Annotated in this window: 19 protein-coding genes; all 19 read right to left on the bottom strand. The window is 35.9% G+C overall.

Annotated elements, in window-relative coordinates; genetic code table 11:
- Nucleotides 1–37: 37 nt before the first annotated feature.
- The gene (locus C1A09_RS14495) at nucleotides 38–1159 is read right to left on the bottom strand and encodes a phosphonoacetaldehyde reductase (RefSeq protein WP_101545472.1); all 1122 of its coding nucleotides are present in this window, start codon (nucleotides 1157–1159) and stop codon (nucleotides 38–40) included.
- A 6-nt stretch (nucleotides 1160–1165) separates the two neighbouring features.
- Nucleotides 1166–2290 carry a phosphonopyruvate decarboxylase gene (aepY, locus tag C1A09_RS14490; protein WP_101545470.1) on the bottom strand — a complete coding sequence of 375 codons (1125 nt, stop codon included), beginning with the start codon at nucleotides 2288–2290 and terminating at the stop codon, nucleotides 1166–1168.
- Between the two features lie 2 nt (nucleotides 2291–2292).
- The gene (aepX, locus tag C1A09_RS16665) at nucleotides 2293–4302 is read right to left on the bottom strand and encodes a phosphoenolpyruvate mutase (RefSeq protein WP_101545467.1); all 2010 of its coding nucleotides are present in this window, start codon (nucleotides 4300–4302) and stop codon (nucleotides 2293–2295) included.
- A gap of 65 nt (nucleotides 4303–4367) precedes the next feature.
- Entirely contained in the window at nucleotides 4368–5570 is a 1203-nt protein-coding gene (locus C1A09_RS14480) for a hypothetical protein (protein ID WP_145998996.1), read from the bottom strand.
- A gap of 8 nt (nucleotides 5571–5578) precedes the next feature.
- On the bottom strand, nucleotides 5579–6598 hold the full coding sequence (locus tag C1A09_RS14475) for a glycosyltransferase family 2 protein (RefSeq protein ID WP_503092584.1): 1020 nt from the start codon (nucleotides 6596–6598) through the stop codon (nucleotides 5579–5581).
- Nucleotides 6567–7739, bottom strand: coding sequence for a non-hydrolyzing UDP-N-acetylglucosamine 2-epimerase (gene wecB, locus C1A09_RS14470; RefSeq protein WP_101545461.1), 1173 nt, complete (start codon nucleotides 7737–7739; stop codon nucleotides 6567–6569). Before wecB ends, C1A09_RS14475 begins: the two co-directional genes overlap by 32 nt.
- Before the next feature lie 44 nt (nucleotides 7740–7783).
- The gene (locus C1A09_RS14465) at nucleotides 7784–8938 is read right to left on the bottom strand and encodes a polysaccharide pyruvyl transferase family protein (protein ID WP_101545458.1); all 1155 of its coding nucleotides are present in this window, start codon (nucleotides 8936–8938) and stop codon (nucleotides 7784–7786) included.
- 810 nt (nucleotides 8939–9748) lie between these two features.
- The gene (locus C1A09_RS14455; protein ID WP_145998995.1) at nucleotides 9749–11233 is read right to left on the bottom strand and encodes an MATE family efflux transporter; all 1485 of its coding nucleotides are present in this window, start codon (nucleotides 11231–11233) and stop codon (nucleotides 9749–9751) included.
- Nucleotides 11234–11298: 65 nt separating this feature from the next.
- On the bottom strand, nucleotides 11299–12213 hold the full coding sequence (locus C1A09_RS14450; protein ID WP_101545451.1) for an aldo/keto reductase: 915 nt from the start codon (nucleotides 12211–12213) through the stop codon (nucleotides 11299–11301).
- A 3-nt stretch (nucleotides 12214–12216) separates the two neighbouring features.
- Complete coding sequence (locus tag C1A09_RS14445) at nucleotides 12217–12441, bottom strand: acyl carrier protein (protein ID WP_101545449.1); 225 nt, start codon at nucleotides 12439–12441, stop codon at nucleotides 12217–12219.
- A 27-nt stretch (nucleotides 12442–12468) separates the two neighbouring features.
- Nucleotides 12469–14295 carry a Coenzyme F420 hydrogenase/dehydrogenase, beta subunit C-terminal domain gene (locus tag C1A09_RS14440; protein WP_101545446.1) on the bottom strand — a complete coding sequence of 609 codons (1827 nt, stop codon included), beginning with the start codon at nucleotides 14293–14295 and terminating at the stop codon, nucleotides 12469–12471.
- Nucleotides 14296–14299: 4 nt separating this feature from the next.
- A complete protein-coding gene (locus C1A09_RS14435; protein WP_101545444.1) occupies nucleotides 14300–15790 on the bottom strand; it encodes an AMP-binding protein in 1491 nt (496 codons plus the stop codon).
- A 271-nt stretch (nucleotides 15791–16061) separates the two neighbouring features.
- The gene (locus tag C1A09_RS16790) at nucleotides 16062–16463 is read right to left on the bottom strand and encodes a hypothetical protein (protein WP_442319948.1); all 402 of its coding nucleotides are present in this window, start codon (nucleotides 16461–16463) and stop codon (nucleotides 16062–16064) included.
- On the bottom strand, nucleotides 16464–17276 hold the full coding sequence (locus tag C1A09_RS16600; protein ID WP_101545442.1) for an IS66 family transposase: 813 nt from the start codon (nucleotides 17274–17276) through the stop codon (nucleotides 16464–16466). It lies immediately after the preceding gene.
- A 111-nt stretch (nucleotides 17277–17387) separates the two neighbouring features.
- The gene (locus tag C1A09_RS16595; protein WP_145998994.1) at nucleotides 17388–17726 is read right to left on the bottom strand and encodes a hypothetical protein; all 339 of its coding nucleotides are present in this window, start codon (nucleotides 17724–17726) and stop codon (nucleotides 17388–17390) included.
- 296 nt (nucleotides 17727–18022) lie between these two features.
- A complete protein-coding gene (locus tag C1A09_RS16660; protein WP_306346063.1) occupies nucleotides 18023–18187 on the bottom strand; it encodes a hypothetical protein in 165 nt (54 codons plus the stop codon).
- 562 nt (nucleotides 18188–18749) lie between these two features.
- Nucleotides 18750–19943 (bottom strand): acyltransferase family protein, encoded by a 1194-nt coding sequence (locus tag C1A09_RS14410; RefSeq protein ID WP_101545437.1) that lies wholly within the window; start codon nucleotides 19941–19943, stop codon nucleotides 18750–18752.
- A gap of 451 nt (nucleotides 19944–20394) precedes the next feature.
- Nucleotides 20395–20559 (bottom strand): N-acetylmuramidase domain-containing protein, encoded by a 165-nt coding sequence (locus C1A09_RS14405; protein WP_245875046.1) that lies wholly within the window; start codon nucleotides 20557–20559, stop codon nucleotides 20395–20397.
- Between the two features lie 68 nt (nucleotides 20560–20627).
- A complete protein-coding gene (locus C1A09_RS14400; protein ID WP_101545434.1) occupies nucleotides 20628–22184 on the bottom strand; it encodes a PD-(D/E)XK nuclease domain-containing ATP-binding protein in 1557 nt (518 codons plus the stop codon).
- Between the last annotated feature and the right edge of the window lie 41 nt (nucleotides 22185–22225).

Here is a 22225-nt window from a genome sequence, read left to right as displayed (position 1 = left end):
AAATATTATATTTACGTTTATTTTTTTTTAATAATTCTTACTGTTCTACTATCTGTTCATATAATTTGCGTATCACTGCATTTTCCAAGAAAATGGGATTATTCTTCAACCTCACAGGATTGACTGAAGTAGAAAGTACCTCAATATCCTCGTTCTTTTTCTCAAAAGAAGGATTTCCAAGCCCCATTCTCTTCATCATTTCACGGAAGACAGCAATTGCACTCTTAGAATTCTCTGCTCCCATTGCCTTAGCAATAGAGCCAAAGATATCAAAGAGATATACTGCACCGCGCTTATCAATACATTTATCCATATTTCCAATCATATACTCCCAAATCTCTGGCAAGCATACTGCAACAGCATGTCCATGAGGAAACTTATAGAGTGAAGTAATCTTATAACTCATAGCATGTGCTGCAGTGGTAGCAGTGATATTTATAGCACGACCACCATAATTTGCAGCCAGCATGATGTTGGCAGATGCTTCGTTATCATTTTCAAAGATATACTTCTCCCAGTTCGCCATAATCAGTTCGATAGTCTTACGACTATATTTATAGCTTTCTTCTGTAGAGTTAACCGACCACCAAGATTCGATACCCTGGCAAAGTGCATCCATCATAGTGCACTTTTTCTGATACAAAGGAAGTGTCTTCAATACAGATGGTTCTAGTAGTGCATAATCAGGCAATACACCATCATTAGTGACAGTCTGCTTTGCATTCTCATAATACATTACTGCATTATGTGTGCTCTCACTACCAGTACCTGCTGTCGTTGGTATAGCTATAAATGACAATTTACTACCGTCACATTCAACACAAGTGCTTACCAAAGGAGGAATAATAGCATCATTTCCTTCTTTCGCAAGTACTGCCAACTTGATGCACTTTGCTACATCAATAGCACTGCCGCCTCCTACTGCAAGGATTGTATCACACTTTTCTGTCTTTAACAAATCTATACCCCTACAAACCTGCTCATAGAGAGGATTTGGAGTAAAACCTGAGAAAAAAAACTTTTCCATTTCCAATGCCTCGATCGCATCCCTGATGTTCAAGAATGGGAAAGATGAATCAACCACGAGAAAGAGTTTCTTGCAATTGACATCCTTCAATATCTGTGGCAATTTATCTATTCCTTTGATAATTTGCTGCATATCTGATTATTTGCTTAAGAAATCCATCAATGCCTCCTTATTCTGAACGGGAGTAGTTGTTGGACGACCAAGATTCTTGCGATTACCCTTCTTTACCTTAACTTCAAGGAGAGTTGGACCTTCTGTTTTCTTCACGTCTTCGAGAATCTGTTCGAGATCCTTCATTGTACTTACACTAAAGGTGTGCTTGTAGCCAACACCACGAGCAATGCATGGAAAATTAATTTTCAAACCTACTGTTGGCTGTCCACCTACAGAATCATGAGCACCATTGTTGAATACAACGTGTACGAAGTTCCTTGGTTCTTTGCTGGCTACAATGGCCATAGACCCCATGTGCATGATTATAGCACCATCACCATCAAAGCACCAGATAGTGCGATCAGTCTTCTGCATAGCGATGCCGAGTGCTATCTGAGAAGCATGTCCCATAGAACCTACAGTAAGAAAGTCACGATTGTGAGACTCTCCATTGTTAGCACGATACTCAAAAAGTTCGCGAGAGATCATGCCAGTTGTAGATACAATAGCATCCTTTTCACCAAGAGCAGCTGCAACTGCCTGGATAGCGCTTTCACGAGTCATTGTGAGGTCATTTATCTCAACACTCTGAAGCTTGTAATCCTCAAAAGTTCCCTTTTCAATAACGAGGGCATACACCTCATTATTCTTAAGTGCCTCTACTGCAATAGCAATCTGCTTAGCAGCCTTCTCCTCATCAGTACTGAGCACATCATAGTTGATGCCCATGGTATTGAGAATACCAGTGGTGACCTTACCTTGCTTAACGTGCTGTGGTTCATCACGCACACCTGGACGACCTCTCCAGCCAATGAGAAGAAGTACAGGAATATTATAAACTTCTTTATCTGTTAACGATGCAAGAGGATTGATTATGTTGCCCTCACCTGAGTTTTGCATGTAAACAACACCAGCCTTGCCTGTAGCCAAATGGTAACCTGCAGCCAAACCAACAGCAGCGCCTTCATTGGCTGCAATGATATTGTGCTGAGCATCCATATTGTCAGCAATGTAAGCACAAATATTCTTGAGCAGAGAATCAGGAACTCCTGCATAGAAATCTATATCATAAGACTTGAGGGTCTCAATAAAAAACTTTGGAGAAATCATGATTATTCTTCAGGGATGAGGTTAATAATTTCCTTGATACTCATACACATATCGTCACACTCCTTAGCACGGTGATTTTCGAGGATAGTGCGAGCAGCATTCTGCATTGCAGGAAATCCTGTACGTGTCAATTGATTAGCGTAAATAATTACGTTAGCACCCCGTGCCTTGAATTCTTCTTCTGTAACAGTATTGAATGATGTAGGAACGAGAACTATTGGTGTATTTTTATCTTGAGCACGGAACTTTTCAATGAACTCGAAGATTTCTGAAGGATCTTTCTTTCGAGAGTGAATCATGATGGCATCAGCACCTGCACCAACAAAAGCAAATGCACGGTTCAATGCATCTTCCATACCTTGTTCAAGGATAAGTGACTCAATACGAGCACAAATCATGAATTCCTTAGTTTTCTGAGCCTTCTTACCTGCTTGGAGCTTTGCGCAGAAGTTCTCAATAGTATCCTGAGTCTGTTTCACCTCAGTACCGAAGAGAGAATTCTTCTTCAAGCCAGTCTTATCCTCAATAATAATCATAGAAACCCCCATACGTTCGAGAGTACGCACAGTATATACAAAGTGTTCTGTCAAACCACCCGTATCACCATCAAAAATTATAGGCTTAGTGGTAACTTCCATGATATCATCAATCGTACGGAAACGTGATGTCATATCCACGAGCTCAATATCTGGCTTACCCTTTGATGTAGAGTCGCAAAGTGAGGATACCCACATTGCATCAAACTGATATGTCTTACCGTCCTGAAGAACAGTTGTCTTCTCACAGATCAAACCTGTAATACCAGAGTGAGCCTCCAGTGCAGTAACAAGACCCTTCATCTCGATAACCTTGCGAAGACGGCTTCTACGAATATCAGGTATAGAAAGTTCTGCACGATGATTAGCATCAAGTGTGTCATATTTGACATCCTTAGAATAAGGATATTCAACGAGCTTGCCACCATATTCAGCAAGTACTTCACAAACCTCCTGACGAATAGGCTTCTGGAAACCCTCGCACCAATCGTCACCATGAACAACGTATGTAGGCTTCAGCTCACGAAGATTCTCTGTATAAGAGAGATTCTTCTGCTCAACCACTCGCTCAACACCAGTAATATTCTCCATCAACTGTTTGCGCTCATCGAATGGAATAAGCGGGTAACGTTTGTAACTTGATACAGCCTCATCGGAAAGTACACCAATAATCAGGCGACCAAGGCGCTTAGCTTTATTAATGATAGCCACATGTCCAGAATGGATGTATTCTGTAGAGAAGCACATGTAAACAGTGCGTTCATTTACTTCCTTGAGTGCTACAGATACACGCTCCAAATCCTCTGGAGTGTCAATCTCAGAGCAAAGCATATCCTTTATATCACATGTATAGATGTTACACTCATCAGATACCTCATTGAAAGCATTTTCAGCATAAACCTTACGGTTGTTATTCTCGCAGAACTTCTCAATGTTCTCGAGCCATACATTCCAATCTTCCTTGAGAATCTTATAGAGTGGCTGAGCTGCTACTGCATAATCAAAGAACTCGATACCCACTTTCTCTATCTTGCCATTGTTTACAACAGCCTTGAAATCCTTCTCTGGAAGTGGCAACGTGCTGCTAACCACCATACAACTCTTTGCAGAATCCATAACAGTCTCCATTACCAAGTTCTCAAAAACGAGATCACCATGCATCAAGATGATATCCTCATCCTTTAGTTGCTCTTTAGCACAATAGATGCTATAGATGTAATTAGTCTTGTCGTAAGCAGGATTGTTCACAAATGTGAACTTGAGAGGAAGATGCAGAGCGTTGCAATAGTCAACGAGCACCTTGTCATAGTAACCAGTTGTAATAATAACTTCCTCAATTCCAAAAATAACTAACTGACGAAGCTGGCGACTCAGAATTGTATTGCGATAAGACACTTCTGTCATACACTTAGGATGCTCGTTGGTAATAGCACCCATACGGCTACCAAGACCACTGTTCAAAATCAATGCTTTCATATTTTGAATATTTAATTTTATATTTATGAATTGTCAATAATATAGACAAATGCTCTAATATTTTTTTAAATAGATACATGTCGGTAGTTACTCGAAACAGCAAACGCAATTAAAATGAATAAAAACATTTTGGGAGTAAACATCATATTTTCAACAAAGAACAATGAAATCATACATATAATAATAATCCCCCCCTCTCTACTCATTCTTTTACTAATTATATAGATAAACCTAAAAAACAATACAGTCCCAATAACACCACCAGATACCAGCAATGTCTGTATACCATTAAAAAAACTACCTTCAAACCGAGAACCTGGTATATAAATCAAGCTTGAAACATACTCGAATGATCCTGTTCCTACTCCCAATATTTTATAAATTGGAGCCAGATTATCATAAATAAAATATCCACGCCAGATTCTCAAAAAACCTGACTGACTCCCATATGCCGATACTTCCAGCGAAGTAACTTCATTTAATCGCAACAAAATGTCCAAAATAAAAGGATTATTGATAAAGAATACGACAACTATAATTAACACACATACAATTACTGACAATATAGCGAACTTGACTTTAATTGGTACATATCCTTTTAGAAGTAGAACAGATCCATATATTGCCATAAAGCCCACATAACCACTTCCTGATTGTAAAGAAAGAAGAGTTAATGTTAAAACCATAAACTCCTTAGAAAGTGCCTTCTCTTTGATAGTTTTAAATACTGTCAAACAATAATAAGGTAATATATATTGTGCGAAATGTGCTGGTTCAAGAAAAAACGAAGATGAACGTTCCATAAATGCCCTAGATGCAGTGAATTCACCAAGTGAAAAACCTTCATAATACATCTCTAATGGTAAATATAACGTTGGTCTTGTACCTATTGAGTAATAGCTCAATTCCTGTATTACAAATAGTCCTACTGATATATACACTAAATATTTGTAATATTTTAACACATAGTTCATATCCACATTGGGTAATAGCACGTAAAAGGCTACCGTATAAAACAGAAGACTTACCGGAAAGAAAGATGTTAAATAATTACCAGGAAGACCTGTAATAAAACTAACAATTGGAGGTATAAATAGCATATACAGCATGAAAACTCTATAACCTGTTAATACGCTAACCTTATGGGATTGAACTAATTGTAGTATTATTGCAATTAATCCAATAACCTCCGGCATCGCATGACCAAACACTCTGTATGGAGATGCAAAGTACATAAAAACACAAAGGAACGCTATTGTTTTCCTCATTCGATAATCTAAAGAAAACTAAGATCTTTAAATATTTTAAATAACCTATAGGAAAAATGGATCGGTAAATATTTTTGTATAATAAAAGCAATCTTCCTTTTCCAGAATATACCTTTAATATTCAAATTATTAACATTCAGTCTTGTTACAAAGGCTTTATAATCATCAAGCGTATTATCCGATGCAAAAAAATACCTATAAGCCCGAAAAACATTGTCCATATACGTTGTACGAAATACTTCTTCTAATATAACACTATGACACTTACTTAAAATTAATGTAGACTTTTCTTCTGCCTTTTCAATGTAATATATCATCTGAAAATAAGGAACTACTCTTCTTGTAAGAGACTCAGAATCTGTTATGAGGTAGTTGTATCCATCTCCCCTTGAATAAGTTATTCTATTAATACAAATTACATAAGACAACGAAAATAAATGATCCTCACCATACGAAATATTAGGATCAAATTGTAATTCATTTTCTTTGATTACAGACAATTTATACAGTTTAAAACAAGGGGAATTTATAATATGATTGCTCTCCGAAAAAGCCAAAATTTTATCAAAATCATGACTCTCAAATCCTTCAAAATTTACTTGTGAGAGAATCCTTTCATGGTATATTTTCTTATATCCCTGAAGGATAAAATCCGAAGATTCTTCTGCAATCATAAAATTCTCAAGATATGTTTCATCAATATAATCATCACTGTCAATAAAACAAATCCATTTCCCCTTTGCATGAGAAATTCCGTAATTCCGAGCAGAACTCACACCTCCGTTTTCTTTATGGAATACTTTTATCCTTACATCTGTTTTTGCTAACTTATCGCAAATAATTCCACTAAAATCCGGAGTACCATCATCAACTAACAGGAGTTCAAAGTCCTCATAAGTTTGTTTGAGAATACTTTCTACACAGGTTTGTATATAGTTTTCAGCTTTATATACAGGTACAATTATTGATATAGTTGGCATTATGTTCATGTCAATATTATTTTCCGTAAGGAGCGGGATTTTTCCCATTGAGAGCCGCAACAATACGGGAACAAGCTTTACCATCACCATAAGGGTTGACAGCCTTACTCATCTTCTCATAGGCAACTACATTATCGAGTAGTGTACTTACCTCATTTAAAATCTTGTCGTAATCAGTACCAACAAGATGTACGGTACCGCTTACAAGTGCCTCTGGACGCTCTGTAGTGTCACGCATTACGAGTACAGGCTTGCCCAAACCTGGAGCCTCCTCCTGGATACCACCTGAATCGGTAAGCACAATATTAGCCTTGCTCATCAAGTGAACGAACTCAAGGTACTGTAAAGGCTCGATGAAGAAGAAGTTTTGACGAGTGATATCCTCGCCAAATACTTCATGGATGGGCTTACGTACGTTTGGATTCAAGTGCATTGGGTACACAAAGTCTACCTCAGGATATTTCTCTGAGAGATCCTTCATGGCAGTTACCATGCGAATGAAGCCATCGCCAAAGTTCTCACGTCTATGACCAGTAATCAAGACAAGTTTCTTGCCATTAGCAAGACGATTTACGTCATACCCAGCCTTAATAAGTACATCATCCTGCTCTGCGCGAAATACATCATCAGTCTTGAGTTTCTCAACGACCATGTGGAGAGCATCAATAACAGTGTTACCGGTTACGAAGATTTCACCATGAACATTCTCATCCTTCAAATTTTTTTCCGAAAGAGGAGTTGGAGCAAAATTGTAATTTGCAATACGACCTGTTACCTGACGGTTCATCTCCTCTGGCCATGGAGAATAGAGGTCATGTGTGCGAAGACCTGCCTCCACGTGCCCAACTACAATTTGAGCATAGAATGCAGCAAGTGCACCTGCGGTAGATGTGGTGGTGTCCCCATGAACGAGCACCACATCAGGACAGCACTCTTTGAACACATCACGAAGACCTATAAGGATACGTGTAGTAACGTCTGTCAAATCCTGACCATGCTTCATGATATTGAGGTCGTAATCAGGCTTCACATCAAAGATAGTAAGCACCTGATCGAGCATTTCACGATGCTGACCTGTTACACAAACTACAGTTTTAAATTCATCTGGGTATTTCTGAAACTCTTTGACCAGTGGACACATCTTAATGGCTTCTGGACGAGTGCCAAAAACCAACATAATTGATTTCATATTATTAAATAGTTTTATTCGTAATTTAGGGTAAATAATAAGTTTTATTTCAAAGCATTTTCCAAAATTTGATATGAATCTCTCCTTTTTATTGATAAAATATTATTGACATACTCCCAATCAATTGACCTATTTAAATCCATAGAATTTAAATCATTTATACTTATTAATCTATCTTCAAGTCCAAAAATTTTTAATAGAGATACGAATCGCGACATTCCTCTTTCAGAATTTCCTATTACCCAAAATGGAACATTAAATATTATGCTAAAGACCATTCCATGGAAGGAATCTACAATTGTCATTTTAGAATCCCTAAATGCTGCTAGCCAAGTCAAAGGTGAAGGATAAGCACACTCTTCCAGATGTTTTTTTACATTCTCCCTTGTTCTATAATCTTCATTATATTTAGGTAACACATGGAAGGATTGTAAGCTAACTCTACTAGCAACATTTTTTACAAATTGTTGTTTTATTGGATTAGGATCAAGAATATAATCAAAAAGATTACCATTAGACTTTGGAGTATTCGATTTTTCTAAGATTTCCAAATAATCTTCCCTTTGTAAAAGCATGGTCGGATCTAAAACATGGAAAGCATTCACGCATAAATACTCCTTACAAAGCTTTACGCCACTATCTTCTCGAACTGTAACAATATCAAATTTTTTTACTAATTTTGCACATTTTTCAGTAAGAGATTCCTTATATTCCCATACATCCGTACCAAATGATGCAGCATAAGCAATTCTTTTCTTAATTGGAAGATGTTCTGCAAATCGTAGAAACATATCATCCAAATAATTATTATATAATGGTCTCCAACACTGATCGCTACCAACAACTAGTATATCAATATTATTATTGACTACAGCATTTATAAAATCTTCAGTTCCTTCACATTTTGAAGTACGGCATATATAATGATCGATAAATGACCTTGTATTTTTTTCTATAAATGCTGTTTCTTCTTCCGAAGGAATGTACAATGGCTTTCCATATTTTGATGGAAACAATAAATGAAGAACTTGCGCCTTCAATCTACCAAGAAATAAATACAAAATGGAATGTTTTTCTGATTTTTGATCTATTGTTATAGAATCAAATTCTAATTTCTTTAAAACTTGTTGCAGAGCATAATTCTGCAAAAGGCATCCATAATTATTTAGAAGCGGTTGCGTAAGTATTCCTATTCTCATATAGAACTTTTATCTACCTGTTAATTGCGCAACGTCTTTGGTAGCCATCACTCCAATAAACGATAAAGCAATATACTTATAAAAACAACAAGAAAAATATTCAATATATATCATCAAATATATTAACATATAAATACCGCCATAATCTTTATTTAGAATCAAGCTATTATCGCATATTAATCCTATTATATAAATATTATAACAAAAGCTTGGATTGTAAAAATAAAAAAGCCCCCTAAGAATTTATTTTGTACCATCAACAGCCGCAGAATATATAAATACACATTCCTTTAAAAATTATGGTAAAAGGTTAGTAGCACGTTCAATAGGATCGTTAACTAATACTAATAAAAACAAAAAATACGATTATATCTTTAGTAGTTCTATTTTCTTGCAATATACATCAATCGTAAGCTGAGTACCTGGAAAGTATAAAAACAGTTTCCAACAAGTACTATGTTGAAAGAGTTAAGATTTAGCTCTATACCTAAACTTGAGAAAGCTTCAATCAAACTATCAGCAAAGAAATTATAATACTTATAAATACAAAGAACAAACAAGTTTATAATAATATTCAGTATAGCATAACACTTTGAATACCCCCCAATTTTACCTATCATATTGTATTGTAATACCCGATAAATAGCTACAAAAGGATGTAGAGAAAATGCCAATTCCACCAACCATAAAACACATAACTACTGACAACAATAAACAAGTTTTGCCACCGCAATGATTTAAATACAAACCAATATAAAATAAAAACAATAGGCAGGAAAATTAAGAATTCTAAAGAATTGAGAAGCATGATTATCTATGAATTATTTTGTTTATGAATGTAGTAGCCATAACATTAAAATTCTGCCTAGTAGTTTTATTAAAACCCAATGAATAGGCTGAAACCAACACAGAAATAATAGATACGATTATTATCAAACAACTCGTAAACAATGTATCATCACCTACATATGCAACAAGTAAAGGAAATATCAATGAGCATAACAATACAAGACCATTACGGACAAAAATAGCAGTAAACTCCCTCCATGTATATCCATGCAAACAAACCGCAAGCCAAGGTTTGACAACCATCCCTTGAACAATGGTTAATATCAGCAAAGCCCAAGCAATGGCCAGTACCGATCCTCCCATCTGATAAATGACAAAAACAATGGCAAAAGCTATAATATCCATAGCAGGACAAATCAGTGCATTCTCCCTCAATCTTCCATTAGCTTGAAATATCATATAAAAGGAAAGATCATACACTATAAAAAGCACTTCCAATAAAGTGATACGAAGAAATTCTACAGTATAAGGTGGCACTATTTTCAACCATAATTTCAATACTAATTCTGTCTCAAAGAGAAGCGGTAAAGTAATGACAAGCATCAGATAAAAAGAAACATTAGTAGACAATAGTAGTAGACTTTTGCTACTTTCCACTTCACCATTTGCATATCGCTTTAGTATTTGCGGATTAACGGCTGTACGAAAATTAATAATAAAATTCACAACCTGGCTTTTTACTTGTCCAGATATAGCACGCGCTGTAACCAATGCCGGCCCAAAAAAGATGCTTATCAATACTGTTGCTGCATGAGTTATAGCCATTGAGGAAAAACTCCCCAAAAGATTCCATCCCGTAAATCCTAATATAGGTTTGAAATATTCTTTATCAAGAAAGTAACCGGCAATACATTCTTTGAAATGTAATTTGCAGTAAATGCGATTAAACAGATAAAGCAAGCACTGTACAACAAGTATCATAAATGCATAAAATACCAATTTATCTATTGGAGAAATTTGTATAAGATAACAAATAAGTAACTTTAAGACTACATCAATAATACCAATATACGCATAGATAGCCATATGTTCATGGGCAATGATTAGTGCCTGAAAGGGTACTAATGTAATAGAAAGAACTACAGTAATTACCGATATCTGATATACCCACAAAGCCGCATCCATACGATTTACTGGTATCTCACATTTATTATAAAGTAACCAGAGACCGACAGTTTCGGCTATGATAAAAATGATCAGAGCCATAATACCATGAATGGCTTTAGTGGTAGTAAAACACCGTATTAGTTCAATATTTTTACTTTCGTTACTTTTACCTAATTCTACAGTTATGAAACGAGAGGAAGCCCCTCCCAAAGCTCCATTTAAAAAAGCGAACATGGCTACTACACTACCGGCAACATTGTATATACCGTAATCTTCTACACCCAATGCATTCAATATCACCCGTGAAGAATACAATCCTACGAGGGTTACTAATGCCATGCGAAAATAAAGAAACAAAGTGTTTTTAGCAATAGTCTTGTTGGAACTACTTTGCATATGAGAAACTATAGTATTGTATAATCACAATTGTCAGGATCGTATCTCAAACGAGAATTGATATTGATAGAATCAATTTGTGACATTTCGTTTGGAGTTAACGAAAAATCAAAAATTTCCAGATTTTGCCTCAATCTTTTTGTATTTGTGGATCGAGGAACTGGAATAACTCCATTCTCAATATGCCAACGAAGAATGATTTGCAACATTGTTTTTCCATATTTTTCAGCGATAGCACGAAGTATCCTGTTATGGCGTAATCGTTCATCATTACGTGCTAAAGGTGTATATGCTTCAACTTGAATACCTTCATGTTTACAGTATTCAATCAAGTTTTTTTGGGTAAACAAGGGATGAACCTCTATTTGATTTAAAACTGGACGTACTCTACATTCTTTAAGAATTTCTCTAATATGGTGTTGATGGCAATTAGCCAAACCTATATTTTTTATATACCCTTCTTCATATAATCTTTCCATTTCTTTCCATGTATCCAGGTAGTGACCAGGAACAGGCCAATGAAACATATATAGGTCTATATAATCTAAATCAAATTTTTTGAGAGCCTCAAAAAAGCTCTGTCTTACTGTTCCACTATATTGTTGTTGGTTTGTAACCCGTGTAGTTATATATAATTCTTTTCTATTTATACCAGACAATTTAATAGCCTTACCTATACATTCCTCATTATCATATGCTGAAGATGTATCAATCAGACGATACCCAGTTTTTATTGCTTTTGCTATAATGCCAGCCAATTGATACTTAAGAATCGGTTTTAGAAGATGGCGATTATATGCCTGTATATATCGATCTATCTTTCTGTTTTTGCAAGAAATAAGTTTTCTCAAATAAAAGACATCATCGGTACCGAGTCCTATAACTGGTAACTTGTTACCATTACTAAGTAATAACTCCTGCATAAATTATTCATTAATGAGTTGCAATATATCGCCTATTGTTTCTGCTTTTACTAAAGGGAGAATCTTTAGTTTTACATTAAATTCTGAAGATATCTTATCAATAAGAATCATCATAGTAAGAGAACTATATTGTTCCCACTCTTTAAATTCTGCATCTAATACAATTTCATCTTTAGGTACTTCTGTAAATATTTCTCCAAACAAATTAAGTAATTTTTCTTCTTCCATTGTATATAATTTAATTATTATGTATCATTAACTTTTCCAATAAACCTCCTCATCTATCACTTGTGCTGGATTACCACTTACAATAGAAAAAGCAGGAACGTCTGTCGATACGAAAGCGCCAGCCCCCACAATACCACCAGGATAAACATGTACTCCAGGCATAATTGCACAACGGTCACATAACCAAGCATGATTGCCCAAAATAACAGGTCGAGAAATTTTATATCCTTGACGAGATAAATAATGTTCTCCATTAGTATCACGAACAATTACATTTCGCCCAAGAAAAACATTCTCTTCAAATTGTATTTTTTTTCCGCAGACTATTTCAACTCCCATATTAGTATCTCCTCCTCCCCCAATTATAAGTTCTGCATCTTCAAATACTTGTACATTTGTACCTGAACCGAAAACATAATCTCCTTCAAACTTAATCAAACCATTTTTTCTAATTAAAAAAATCGTTTGGCTCTTATCTCTTTCTGTTACCTTATTTCCCAATTTAATACACCCATTCACAATAATTCTCGCTCCTTCATGTATATCTATATAGGTATATTTATGAAGTACAAGAAAATGTCCAGAGAAAATAGCATTTTGTATTTGTTTAGAAAAAAGATTATAATAAATATTCCTACGCCAAGTATTTATTGAAAATTTTGAAGCTTTTAGAACTAAATAGCTAAACTTTAAGAAATTCCGGATTTTTCTTTTAAAAAGAACTTTCGAGGATGTATTTTCACTTAGCTGATGTAATATAAGTTTTTCAAAATCTTTAGTTTCAAGATCTCTATAGAATTTATTTCTGTCAATATTTGTTGGCGATTTATAAGTTGTAGTCAATGCTGGATTCCCATCTAATATGGTATTAAAAGGAACTTCCTGATAACATAAACTTTTTTTTACTTTTTCGTCAAAGTAAGTTTCTCCCTTCTTGGAATTTATAAGAATAAGAGAAGTACCTAAATTGTTATCATATTCTTTTCCTAAATATTTTTCAATTCCCCAAAAATCAGCGATAGAAATATCTGCTATCCGAGGGAAGCCTTTGAACTGACAATTATAACAGGAAGGGCGAGATGCAACCCCTAAATCCATATAACAACGGCGAAATAAATTTTTATCTTTTGAATCATAAATTACTTTCCCATTTTCAAAAACTACTTTATTTGTTAAAGAACGCCAACCAATCTCTTTATTTTTGTCTTTTATATAAATAACTTTTGAACTATATTTTTCCTCTAAAAATTTAATATACTTGTGCCATATTTTAGGAGAATTCACATACATACATATAAAATCAAGCGTTATCAAATTTTCGTAATCCTTTTTCAAATAGGACTTTAAAGCAGCTATTTGACAAGGAGTACCACATAATAATACTTTTTCTCCACTTTGTAACAAATTCTTTATATTTATATAGAGACCGATAGCATTACTTTGAATATACTTTGAGCTTCGAAGTTTCTCTATATCATTCTTATTATTTGAGATGTATTCTGTTACGCTCCAATCTTTATTCCATATTGCACCACCCACATAGGCTTTTTCTGTATAAGCTTTTTTTGCGAAAGCAGAAAAAGCTCCACCTGAAGTACTATCAAAACGAATTTGAAGGTTTTTATGGACAGCAGCAAAGCAATGGGGATGTTCAAAGTCATTCTGTTTAAGGAGGCCAATATTAATGACAGGACAGACTTTCTCACAAATATCACATTTGATACACAAGTCGTCGTTAATTGAAGGGTACAGAAATCCTTCATTGTCTTCAACGAATTTTATAGCTCCCTTAGGACATGCATCCCCACAAACATTACAGCCACAACATTCCTTTTTACTCAATTTATCAATCATCTCATCAACTAATTATTAATTCCATCTTTTTTCTATCTACTTTATCACTACTATTCAACGGAAACTCCTTGATAAACAATATATGGGATGGAATCATATAAGAAGGTAGTTTGGAGGCTAAATAGGAGACCAGTTCGTTTGTCGCAAATTTTTCACCTTCAATAATAAGGAACAATGTGGTGATATCAGTATCTTTTTTTGCCAAGCAGACAACATTTGTATTCGGGAGAAATTCTCTCACTTGAAATTCAATTTCCCCTAATTCTATTCGATAACCTTGAATCTTAACTTGATTATCTATACGACCAGAATACATGATATCTCCATCTTCATCTTTATAACATAAATCTCCTGTTCGATAAAAACGCATAAGACTACCAGCATATTCTCGTTCAAAGAAAGACGAAATATTTTTTTCCGAATTATTCCAATATCCAGGTGTAACCTGTAATCCGGTAATACATAATTCACCTTTCTCGTTACATTCACATTCTATATCATTTTCACGAAGGATAATACTTGAAACATTTTTCAAAGTTTTCCCAATTGAAATGATACCATTCAATTCTTTATTGGAATTACTATTAGACAATTTATAATATGTACAATAAATTGTCGCTTCGGTGGGACCGTAAAAATCAAAAAGCTGAATATGAGAATTATAGGTATATATCTGTTCTAGTAATTTTTTAGGGCAAGCTTCAGCTGTGAGAATACACGTTTTAAGCTTAGTCATATCAATTTGTTCAAAGAAAGGTTGCATATATCTAAGCATAGATGGAGCCATCACTGCAAAAGAAATCCCATATTCCTCCATTAACCCTGCTACGTATAAATATTTACCTTCCATATAAGGGACAGTAAATACACAAGCCCCCTTGATAAGGGCTGATAAATAACATTGAACAGATACATCAAAAGTCAAATCGAAACATTGAAGACAATTATCGTTTTCACTAATTTGAATATCTGTAGCCCAAAAAGAGTTAATAAAAGCAGAGATATTACCTCTTGAAATAGTTACACCTTTAGGAATACCAGTACTACCGGATGTAAAAAGAATATATGCTAAATCATTATCAGTTGCATTTTTTTCTATATTAAGATCTGCATTTATATCTACTTTTACATTAGTATGGATAAGCATCATTTCTTCGTAGCGAGACTGTTCAGACGAATCTAAAATCGTATCTATACCTACTTGATTTATAATATTGCAACACCTATCAATAGGTTGATTTACATGCAAAGGTACATAAGAATATCCTTCAAGCCACAAAGCGAAAATAGAAGCATAGGTTTCGACATCATTATTAGTTACAAGACCTATGTTTTTACTTTCTATTTCACGAGATTGCAACAAACTACGAATCTTTTTTATAGTATTTGAAAAATCACTATAAGTATAAAATTTATTTTCTATGCAGAAAGCATTTCTCTCTGAGTATCTTTCTAAATTAGCCATCACGGGCTGTAGAATTTCTTCTTCAAACATAAGTTATTTATGCGAATCAGCAGTTGAAAACACTTTCTGATTCATCTAATTAAATTTTATTATTCAGTTAATTATCTCATTTCTATTTCTCAATCTACTTAAAAATCAGCATATTAGGTTAGCGTCCAATTTTGACATATCCCCTAAGGAAACCCACCAAAAGGCGGTTATCCCTTAAATAAGTTCAAAAAAGAAGTTGATTTTTAAAGTTTATTATTACCCAGTCCGATAGTCACTGGAAGAAGATTATCATAATCCCTACGACCATTTACTATCTTCCGGAAAAACATCTTAAAGTATTGCAAGGCAGAAACTCCCTACATCTTGCAAGTGGAGATGATGGTATGGTAGACCACCGATACTCCGGCCATCTTACCGCTGCCAAAGAATAAGGAGTTCTTGCGCTCGCCAGCCAAGGGACGTATGAAACGTTCGGCAATAGAATTGTCAATCGTATAAGAACCGTCTCTGGTGTAAGCAAAAATGGAGGCCAGAAGGTATTCAAGTAATTCAGAGCCTTCTCCATCAGATCACCTCGGGCCGGATGTACATCGGATAACATGGCATCCAACTTGCTGCGTATTTTGATAATGATCTCTTTCGTCTTAAGATTATCACGGAAAGCCTTTATCTGTTCGCTACTTAACTTGCCTTTTTCATAATCGACTTCCAACTAATAAAGTTCGCTAAAAGCATCCGGAAAGAAATCAGTATCCTTATTTCCACCTTGCTCCCAAGCATACTTGAATTTGGCACGGGCATGAGCCAAATAGGAAAGATGGTCAGTATCTATCAGTTCGTCATCCAAATACATATAGACATTATATCCGTCCGACTGTAGTGCCTTGAGTTGGGTATCTCCAAGGATATACCGTAAGGCATCCCTGCCTCTTGAACCATCCTCATAACAGTAGATAACAACCTTGGCAGCCTTGTTCACCAGACACCAGATATACTTCTTTTTATAGCTGTCTGCTACTTTTACACGACACCAGGTTTCATCGCAGTTGACAATTGAGTCTTTCTCAAGCCAGTTGGTCAAAGTCATGCGACTGACCTGCATCAGTTCATCCATCATACGTACCAGCTCACGGTACAGAGGGATATCAAGCACATACTTGTTGAAAACAAGATAAGCTAAGAAGGAGCTCGAAGCATGCGTACCGGAAACTACATCAATAACCTCAGGTGCTCCGGCGCGAGGGAAATAACCATCAATGATAGTACCCTCAAACGTCTTATAACGGATAAGTTCGTAATCGTGCTCAACAATGCTGCTGACTTGCTCATAAGAGTATCTGTGCAGCAACTTTATCACCGTAGCACCCGCTGGCAATCGATTCAAGTCACTACGGTGGCAGACAGTCTTGTCAGCTTTCATTGTGCGATACTTCATGCCGTAGCGGTTATAGCGAAATTCTTTTTCGGCTTTCACCGAGGTTTGCCCGTTGGACTCTTCCGCAGAAGCAACATTAGTGGAATCCATAACGATAGAACCGGGAGTACCATCAAAATCATCCTTGTCCTTTGTATGGTCTGCACAAGCGGTATTTGATTGGGTCGGCTTTCTCTTCTGGGTTTTAGAGCCATAACGATGTTAGTTCATCAGAGCAACCTGCTCACGCAAAGAATCGATAGTCTGTAACAGGTTATCCAATCTCGATTGCAGGCTTATATTCAGTTGATGTTCCTCTTCTCTTAGTTTATGCTCCTCCTCAAATTTTGCTTTATAATCCAAAGAGGAAACACGTTCTGATTTCAGAAGCTCCACTATCTCTTGTAGAGAGTGGTTCTGATTCATGAACTCCAAAAGAAGCTTTGATTTTTCGTCTGTTCCCATATCTAAAAATGGATCATCCCAAGAGAACGGTTCAAATTCCCGGTCTTTCAGCTGATAGGCGCAAGCCAACATTTTATCTCTTTCAAAGTCGTCCATTTTCATTTGTTAAAACCATAAAAATATACTGAAAACCAATGGATTAAACAAATAAAAACAAAACTATTTATCTAATTTTCAAACGTTTAATTACTGGACTTTCAAGAAGAAGGACTACATCCTTCCAATCAATGGAATAAATGAGTTCCCCACCTTCATGGAATACTTACTTTCGTACTTGCATCTCATATCATGAAAGTCCTTCAAGAAATAGAACGTATTCAGGCCCGTCACACTCAACATAAAACCTCCAACTTCTCCACGAGCTGTTTCAAACCTGCGTGGCTCAAATTGCGCTATTGTATGTGAATGCCAGTGCTCATACGGATATCCACCATAATACGCACAGCTTCCTGATTGGAAGTAGAGACCAGGTCCGGAGACTTGACTTCCTTTCCTGATGCTCCGGTTGACCATCCACTTTGACTGGAACTAACTTGTGCCGCGTATCTTTGTACCATTTCTCAAAAAGGTTATAGGGTACGTTATTTCTCAAACAAAAGGATTGAATGGACTCTTTGCTAGTCACCGCTTCCGATTTATAGCGGAGAAAGAAATTTTCAAAATCGCTGTTGCTGTACATATTAAGTGGGGTTTGATTACAACAACAAAGGTCTATATTTTATTTGAAGTATGCTATACGTCATGTTTGGACGCTAACAAGAATATGTATTATTTCGGGCTCAAACTTTACGCTGTAGCTTTCTGCAAAAAAAACCATACATTCCCTGAAATATTTATCATCGGCTCACGCCCATAAAAGTAATAAAAAAAGAAAACACCATTATTACTTAAAGGGAGAAAGCAACCAGAGCCTATTATCGACAGCTTTTCAATAATCAGACAACCCATAGAATCGTTTTTCAACTGACTGAATGAGAAGACAAATATCCAAAGAGCAATGAAGATCAATTTATTTAATTTTCTAAAACAATGAATCAGAGTTTAACTACTGATTCGCATTATGCATAGATTTTAAATCTTCGTTATTACCATATCAAATGTTTCAGGAGAATGACAATGTTATTTACGGTTACCCACAAGTACTGACAATAATTGTGGTGTGTATTTGTTCAATAAATTAAATAGCCAAACACATATCATCGCAGTTACTACAGGGATAATCAGATATATAATGGATTGCCAAACATAATTAAACGAAATGGATAGCTTATTCACTCTTACCATAAAAAGAAGCACAAACGGGTGCAACAAATATATAAAAAAAGTTGATCTTACCAGTTTTTTATTTACACCCACCTTCTTTCTCCTTAACAAATAGGAAGCTAAGCAAATCGATGATATGACAGCGCCAATGACATAAAAAGGATATAGAATTGTGCTAACTGTCGTGGTAGCCCCATCACCACTGCGACCATTCATCCAAATTAACGGTATCAACATGACTATTGCTAGAATAGAGGCAGGTATTCTGAATCTATAAAAGGAATCAACCATACTTTTATTGTTTGTACTAAAATAGGCCCCTAATGAGAACCAAAAAAAACCACAGGCTGAAAAACCATGAATCGGTATAAAGACAAAAGACAAATAGCAAAGTCCTAATATGCTAACGAAATAAAGTTTGAATTTCTTAATAAGTTGATAAATCAAAGGTGTAAATAGTATAACGACCATCAAATCACGGATATACCATAATGGTACTAAAATGGGTGAACTTTCAGGTACAGAATATCCAAACCAATTCGTGTAATTCAATCCCCACGTTTCACAATCCCAGAAAATGGATAAGATACCTTTCTCTATCAGTGGACTCCAAATATACTCTATTGGTTTTCCTTTCAGAACTACCCCCCCCGTCCGGATAATGATGCCCATAAATATACATATGCAATTCCATAACATATAGGGGATAAACAAGGTTTTGAACCTTTTTGCCAGCTTTGATTTGTAGACACTTAGGTTCCATTCTTTCAATTTATAAAAAAATAGATAACCGGATATCATAAAGAATACAGGTACTGCAAAATGGGTTCCGATATGCGAAAAAGTAATCCGAATAAAATCATACATGGATTCGAGTGTGAATGGATTTGCATGGAGATAGTCTAAGTCTATCTCTTTTAGTCCACCACTATGTATGAATATAACTGCTATAACGAGTGGGAATCGAAGCCAATCTATTGTAGTAGAATCTAAATCTTTCTGTAAAGTTATTTTTTTACTTTCACCAAATTCAAACAACTGCAAAATCATAAGTAAACATTATATTTAGTAAATGACCTACATAAATTTAAATGATTTGCTTATTCGTCAGATGATTAGGCAATTTCCATCAATCTCGCGGTTATTTTTAGCTTAGGTAAATATAATCCACTTAAACGGTAAGCCATCCAATCCTGTTAGCCACACCACTTAAACTCCAATAAATACTGGAGTTTAAGTACCATTGTAAATTCTTCCCCCTTTGTAGTTACAGATAATGGGCTCGTACAACTCGCTAAAATATCTATTAATGGCTCATGCCCTCGGTCTGCCCTTACTGATAGGCGCTCACATGAACATAGTACATTACGGTTTGATTATTAGTAGAATTGTTTTATGTATAAAGTTCACTTTATCTAACACGTCTATACTCGCCCGAGAGGACACCCGCTTTAGTAGCCACCTCGGTAGGATTCTATCAGTACTATTATATTACAAGCTTTTAGTTATTTGTTCTCAGCGTAAACCGGACTATTATAGCGTTGGCAAATTCCGTCCAATTCTTGCATTGCAATGCCGAAAGCATATCGGTCTGTTTGATGAAGCGGGTAAAAAGTATCAGTTGCTTGAATTCGCTTTCGCACATGACAAAGACAAAACTTTCCACACTTTTATTGCCACAAGCAACAAATTGAATCCCATAATCCTAAACATTCAATTGATTTCATAACAATACTATCTTATGACATACTCATCCACATTCCTCGTTTCTTTGCTGAAGTTCACCCCTACTTTCACCAACTTCCTCCCATCTAAGGTATAAGGAATCAGATACCCTTTTTCATCAATCTGCTTCAACGCTTCTTCAGCGGTTCCATTCAGTTTGAATTCAAAAACAAAAATAAAGTCTTTTGTTTTCACAACTGCATCGGCACGGCCACGGGCACTGCGGACTTCCGTTTCTACAAATTGTCCCATTAGGGTAAAGACTACATAGAAAATGGCTTGATAATGACGCTCAGTATTCTCACTTAATTCGTAAGGCATACCTGCAAAAAACACCTTCAGGCGCTCCATGAAGGCATCTACATTACCGGCTCTCAACTCACGCATGAATTTTACAATATAAAAACCGGTCTCCGCATCAGACACTTCTGTATAATAGGGGATCAGAAAATTCAAAAAGCCATAACGAACCTCATCATTAGGAAATCCCAAAGTATAAAGACTGACCTCTTTATCATATCCCTTGATTGTGAGATAACCACTCTGATAAATCATAGGAAGCGGGTTTCTTGTCTCCGCACGATATTCTGAAAAAGCGGATGCCTGTACTTCTACCCCATCAATCAACAGGCGTAAATCATAATCACTCTGTTTCAGCAAGTCAACAAGATAGGTAGGTGTACCCGTCTGGAACCAGTAATTATCAAATTTATAACTATCAAAAACATTTAGCAGGCTAAAGGGATTAAAAACACCTTCTGCCGACTCTTCAAAATGATAGCCATCATATAAGGCTGTCAAACGACATACGGTTTCGTCAAAAGTAAGTCCGTTCTTCTTTCCCAAATTATCAATCTCAGGAGTAAACGTTTCCACTAATTCGTCCTTGGTAATGCCACAAACCGTGGCATAGGCAGGTTTCATGCTGATATCGTTCAACTGGTTTAAATCACTGAACACACTTACCTGTGCAAACTTGGTTACTCCTGTCAGGAATACGAAACGAAGATAACGGTCGGCACTTTTCAACACTCCATAAAAGGCTTTCAGGGTACGACGGTATTCTTCCAACAACGGTTCATCGAGGATAGCCTGAAGCAAGGGCTTGTCATACTCATCTATCAATACTACTGCTTGTTTGCCAGTTTGTTCGTAAGTACGCCTAAGTACTCCTATAAAACGGGAAGCAAGTGTATCTTCTGCCACATCCTTTCCCCATCGATCTTCCCACAGACTCAGATTACGAGAAAGCACCTGTTCCAGTGCTTCCTTACTGTCATATTTCTCGGCGTTCAAATCCAAATGAAATACCGGATATTCTTTCCATTCGGTTTCTAATTTTTCGATCGCAAGTCCTTGAAACAAGTCCTTACGTCCTTGAAAATAAGCCTCAAAAGTAGAGATAAGCAGGCTTTTTCCGAAACGACGTGGACGACTCAAAAAATAAGGCTTACCGACATTTGCAATCTGATAAACTATAGCAGTTTTATCCACATAGAGATAATTATCCTTACGTATTTCCTCAAAAGTCTGTATGCCGATTGGCAATTTACGCACCTGTTCCATTTTCGCCTTATTTTTTTAGAAGATATATGCAAATATACGCT

Origin of the sequence: Bacteroides cutis (assembly GCF_900241005.1) — a bacterium.
GTDB lineage: Bacteria > Bacteroidota > Bacteroidia > Bacteroidales > Bacteroidaceae > Bacteroides > Bacteroides cutis.
Note: the sequence above shows the minus strand (reverse complement) of the source record. Positions and strands in the feature narration are given on the sequence as shown.

Excerpts from the sequence above, each read along its gene's own strand:
- C1A09_RS14495 (WP_101545472.1), bottom strand. The coding sequence starts at position 1,159 with ATGCAGCAAATTATCAAAGGAATAGATAAATTGCCACAGATATTGAAG.
- aepY (WP_101545470.1), bottom strand. The coding sequence starts at position 2,290 with ATGATTTCTCCAAAGTTTTTTATTGAGACCCTCAAGTCTTATGATATA.
- aepX (WP_101545467.1), bottom strand. The coding sequence starts at position 4,302 with ATGAAAGCATTGATTTTGAACAGTGGTCTTGGTAGCCGTATGGGTGCT.
- C1A09_RS14480 (WP_145998996.1), bottom strand. The coding sequence starts at position 5,570 with ATGAGGAAAACAATAGCGTTCCTTTGTGTTTTTATGTACTTTGCATCT.
- C1A09_RS14475 (WP_503092584.1), bottom strand. The coding sequence starts at position 6,598 with ATGGGAAAAATCCCGCTCCTTACGGAAAATAATATTGACATGAACATA.
- wecB (WP_101545461.1), bottom strand. The coding sequence starts at position 7,739 with ATGAAATCAATTATGTTGGTTTTTGGCACTCGTCCAGAAGCCATTAAG.
- C1A09_RS14465 (WP_101545458.1), bottom strand. The coding sequence starts at position 8,938 with ATGAGAATAGGAATACTTACGCAACCGCTTCTAAATAATTATGGATGC.
- C1A09_RS14455 (WP_145998995.1), bottom strand. The coding sequence starts at position 11,233 with ATGGCATTAGTAACCCTCGTAGGATTGTATTCTTCACGGGTGATATTG.
- C1A09_RS14450 (WP_101545451.1), bottom strand. The coding sequence starts at position 12,213 with ATGCAGGAGTTATTACTTAGTAATGGTAACAAGTTACCAGTTATAGGA.
- C1A09_RS14445 (WP_101545449.1), bottom strand. The coding sequence starts at position 12,441 with ATGGAAGAAGAAAAATTACTTAATTTGTTTGGAGAAATATTTACAGAA.
- C1A09_RS14440 (WP_101545446.1), bottom strand. The coding sequence starts at position 14,295 with ATGATTGATAAATTGAGTAAAAAGGAATGTTGTGGCTGTAATGTTTGT.
- C1A09_RS14435 (WP_101545444.1), bottom strand. The coding sequence starts at position 15,790 with ATGTTTGAAGAAGAAATTCTACAGCCCGTGATGGCTAATTTAGAAAGA.
- C1A09_RS16600 (WP_101545442.1), bottom strand. The coding sequence starts at position 17,276 with ATGGATTCCACTAATGTTGCTTCTGCGGAAGAGTCCAACGGGCAAACC.
- C1A09_RS16595 (WP_145998994.1), bottom strand. The coding sequence starts at position 17,726 with ATGGACGACTTTGAAAGAGATAAAATGTTGGCTTGCGCCTATCAGCTG.
- C1A09_RS16660 (WP_306346063.1), bottom strand. The coding sequence starts at position 18,187 with ATGGTACAAAGATACGCGGCACAAGTTAGTTCCAGTCAAAGTGGATGG.
- C1A09_RS14410 (WP_101545437.1), bottom strand. The coding sequence starts at position 19,943 with ATGATTTTGCAGTTGTTTGAATTTGGTGAAAGTAAAAAAATAACTTTA.
- C1A09_RS14400 (WP_101545434.1), bottom strand. The coding sequence starts at position 22,184 with ATGGAACAGGTGCGTAAATTGCCAATCGGCATACAGACTTTTGAGGAA.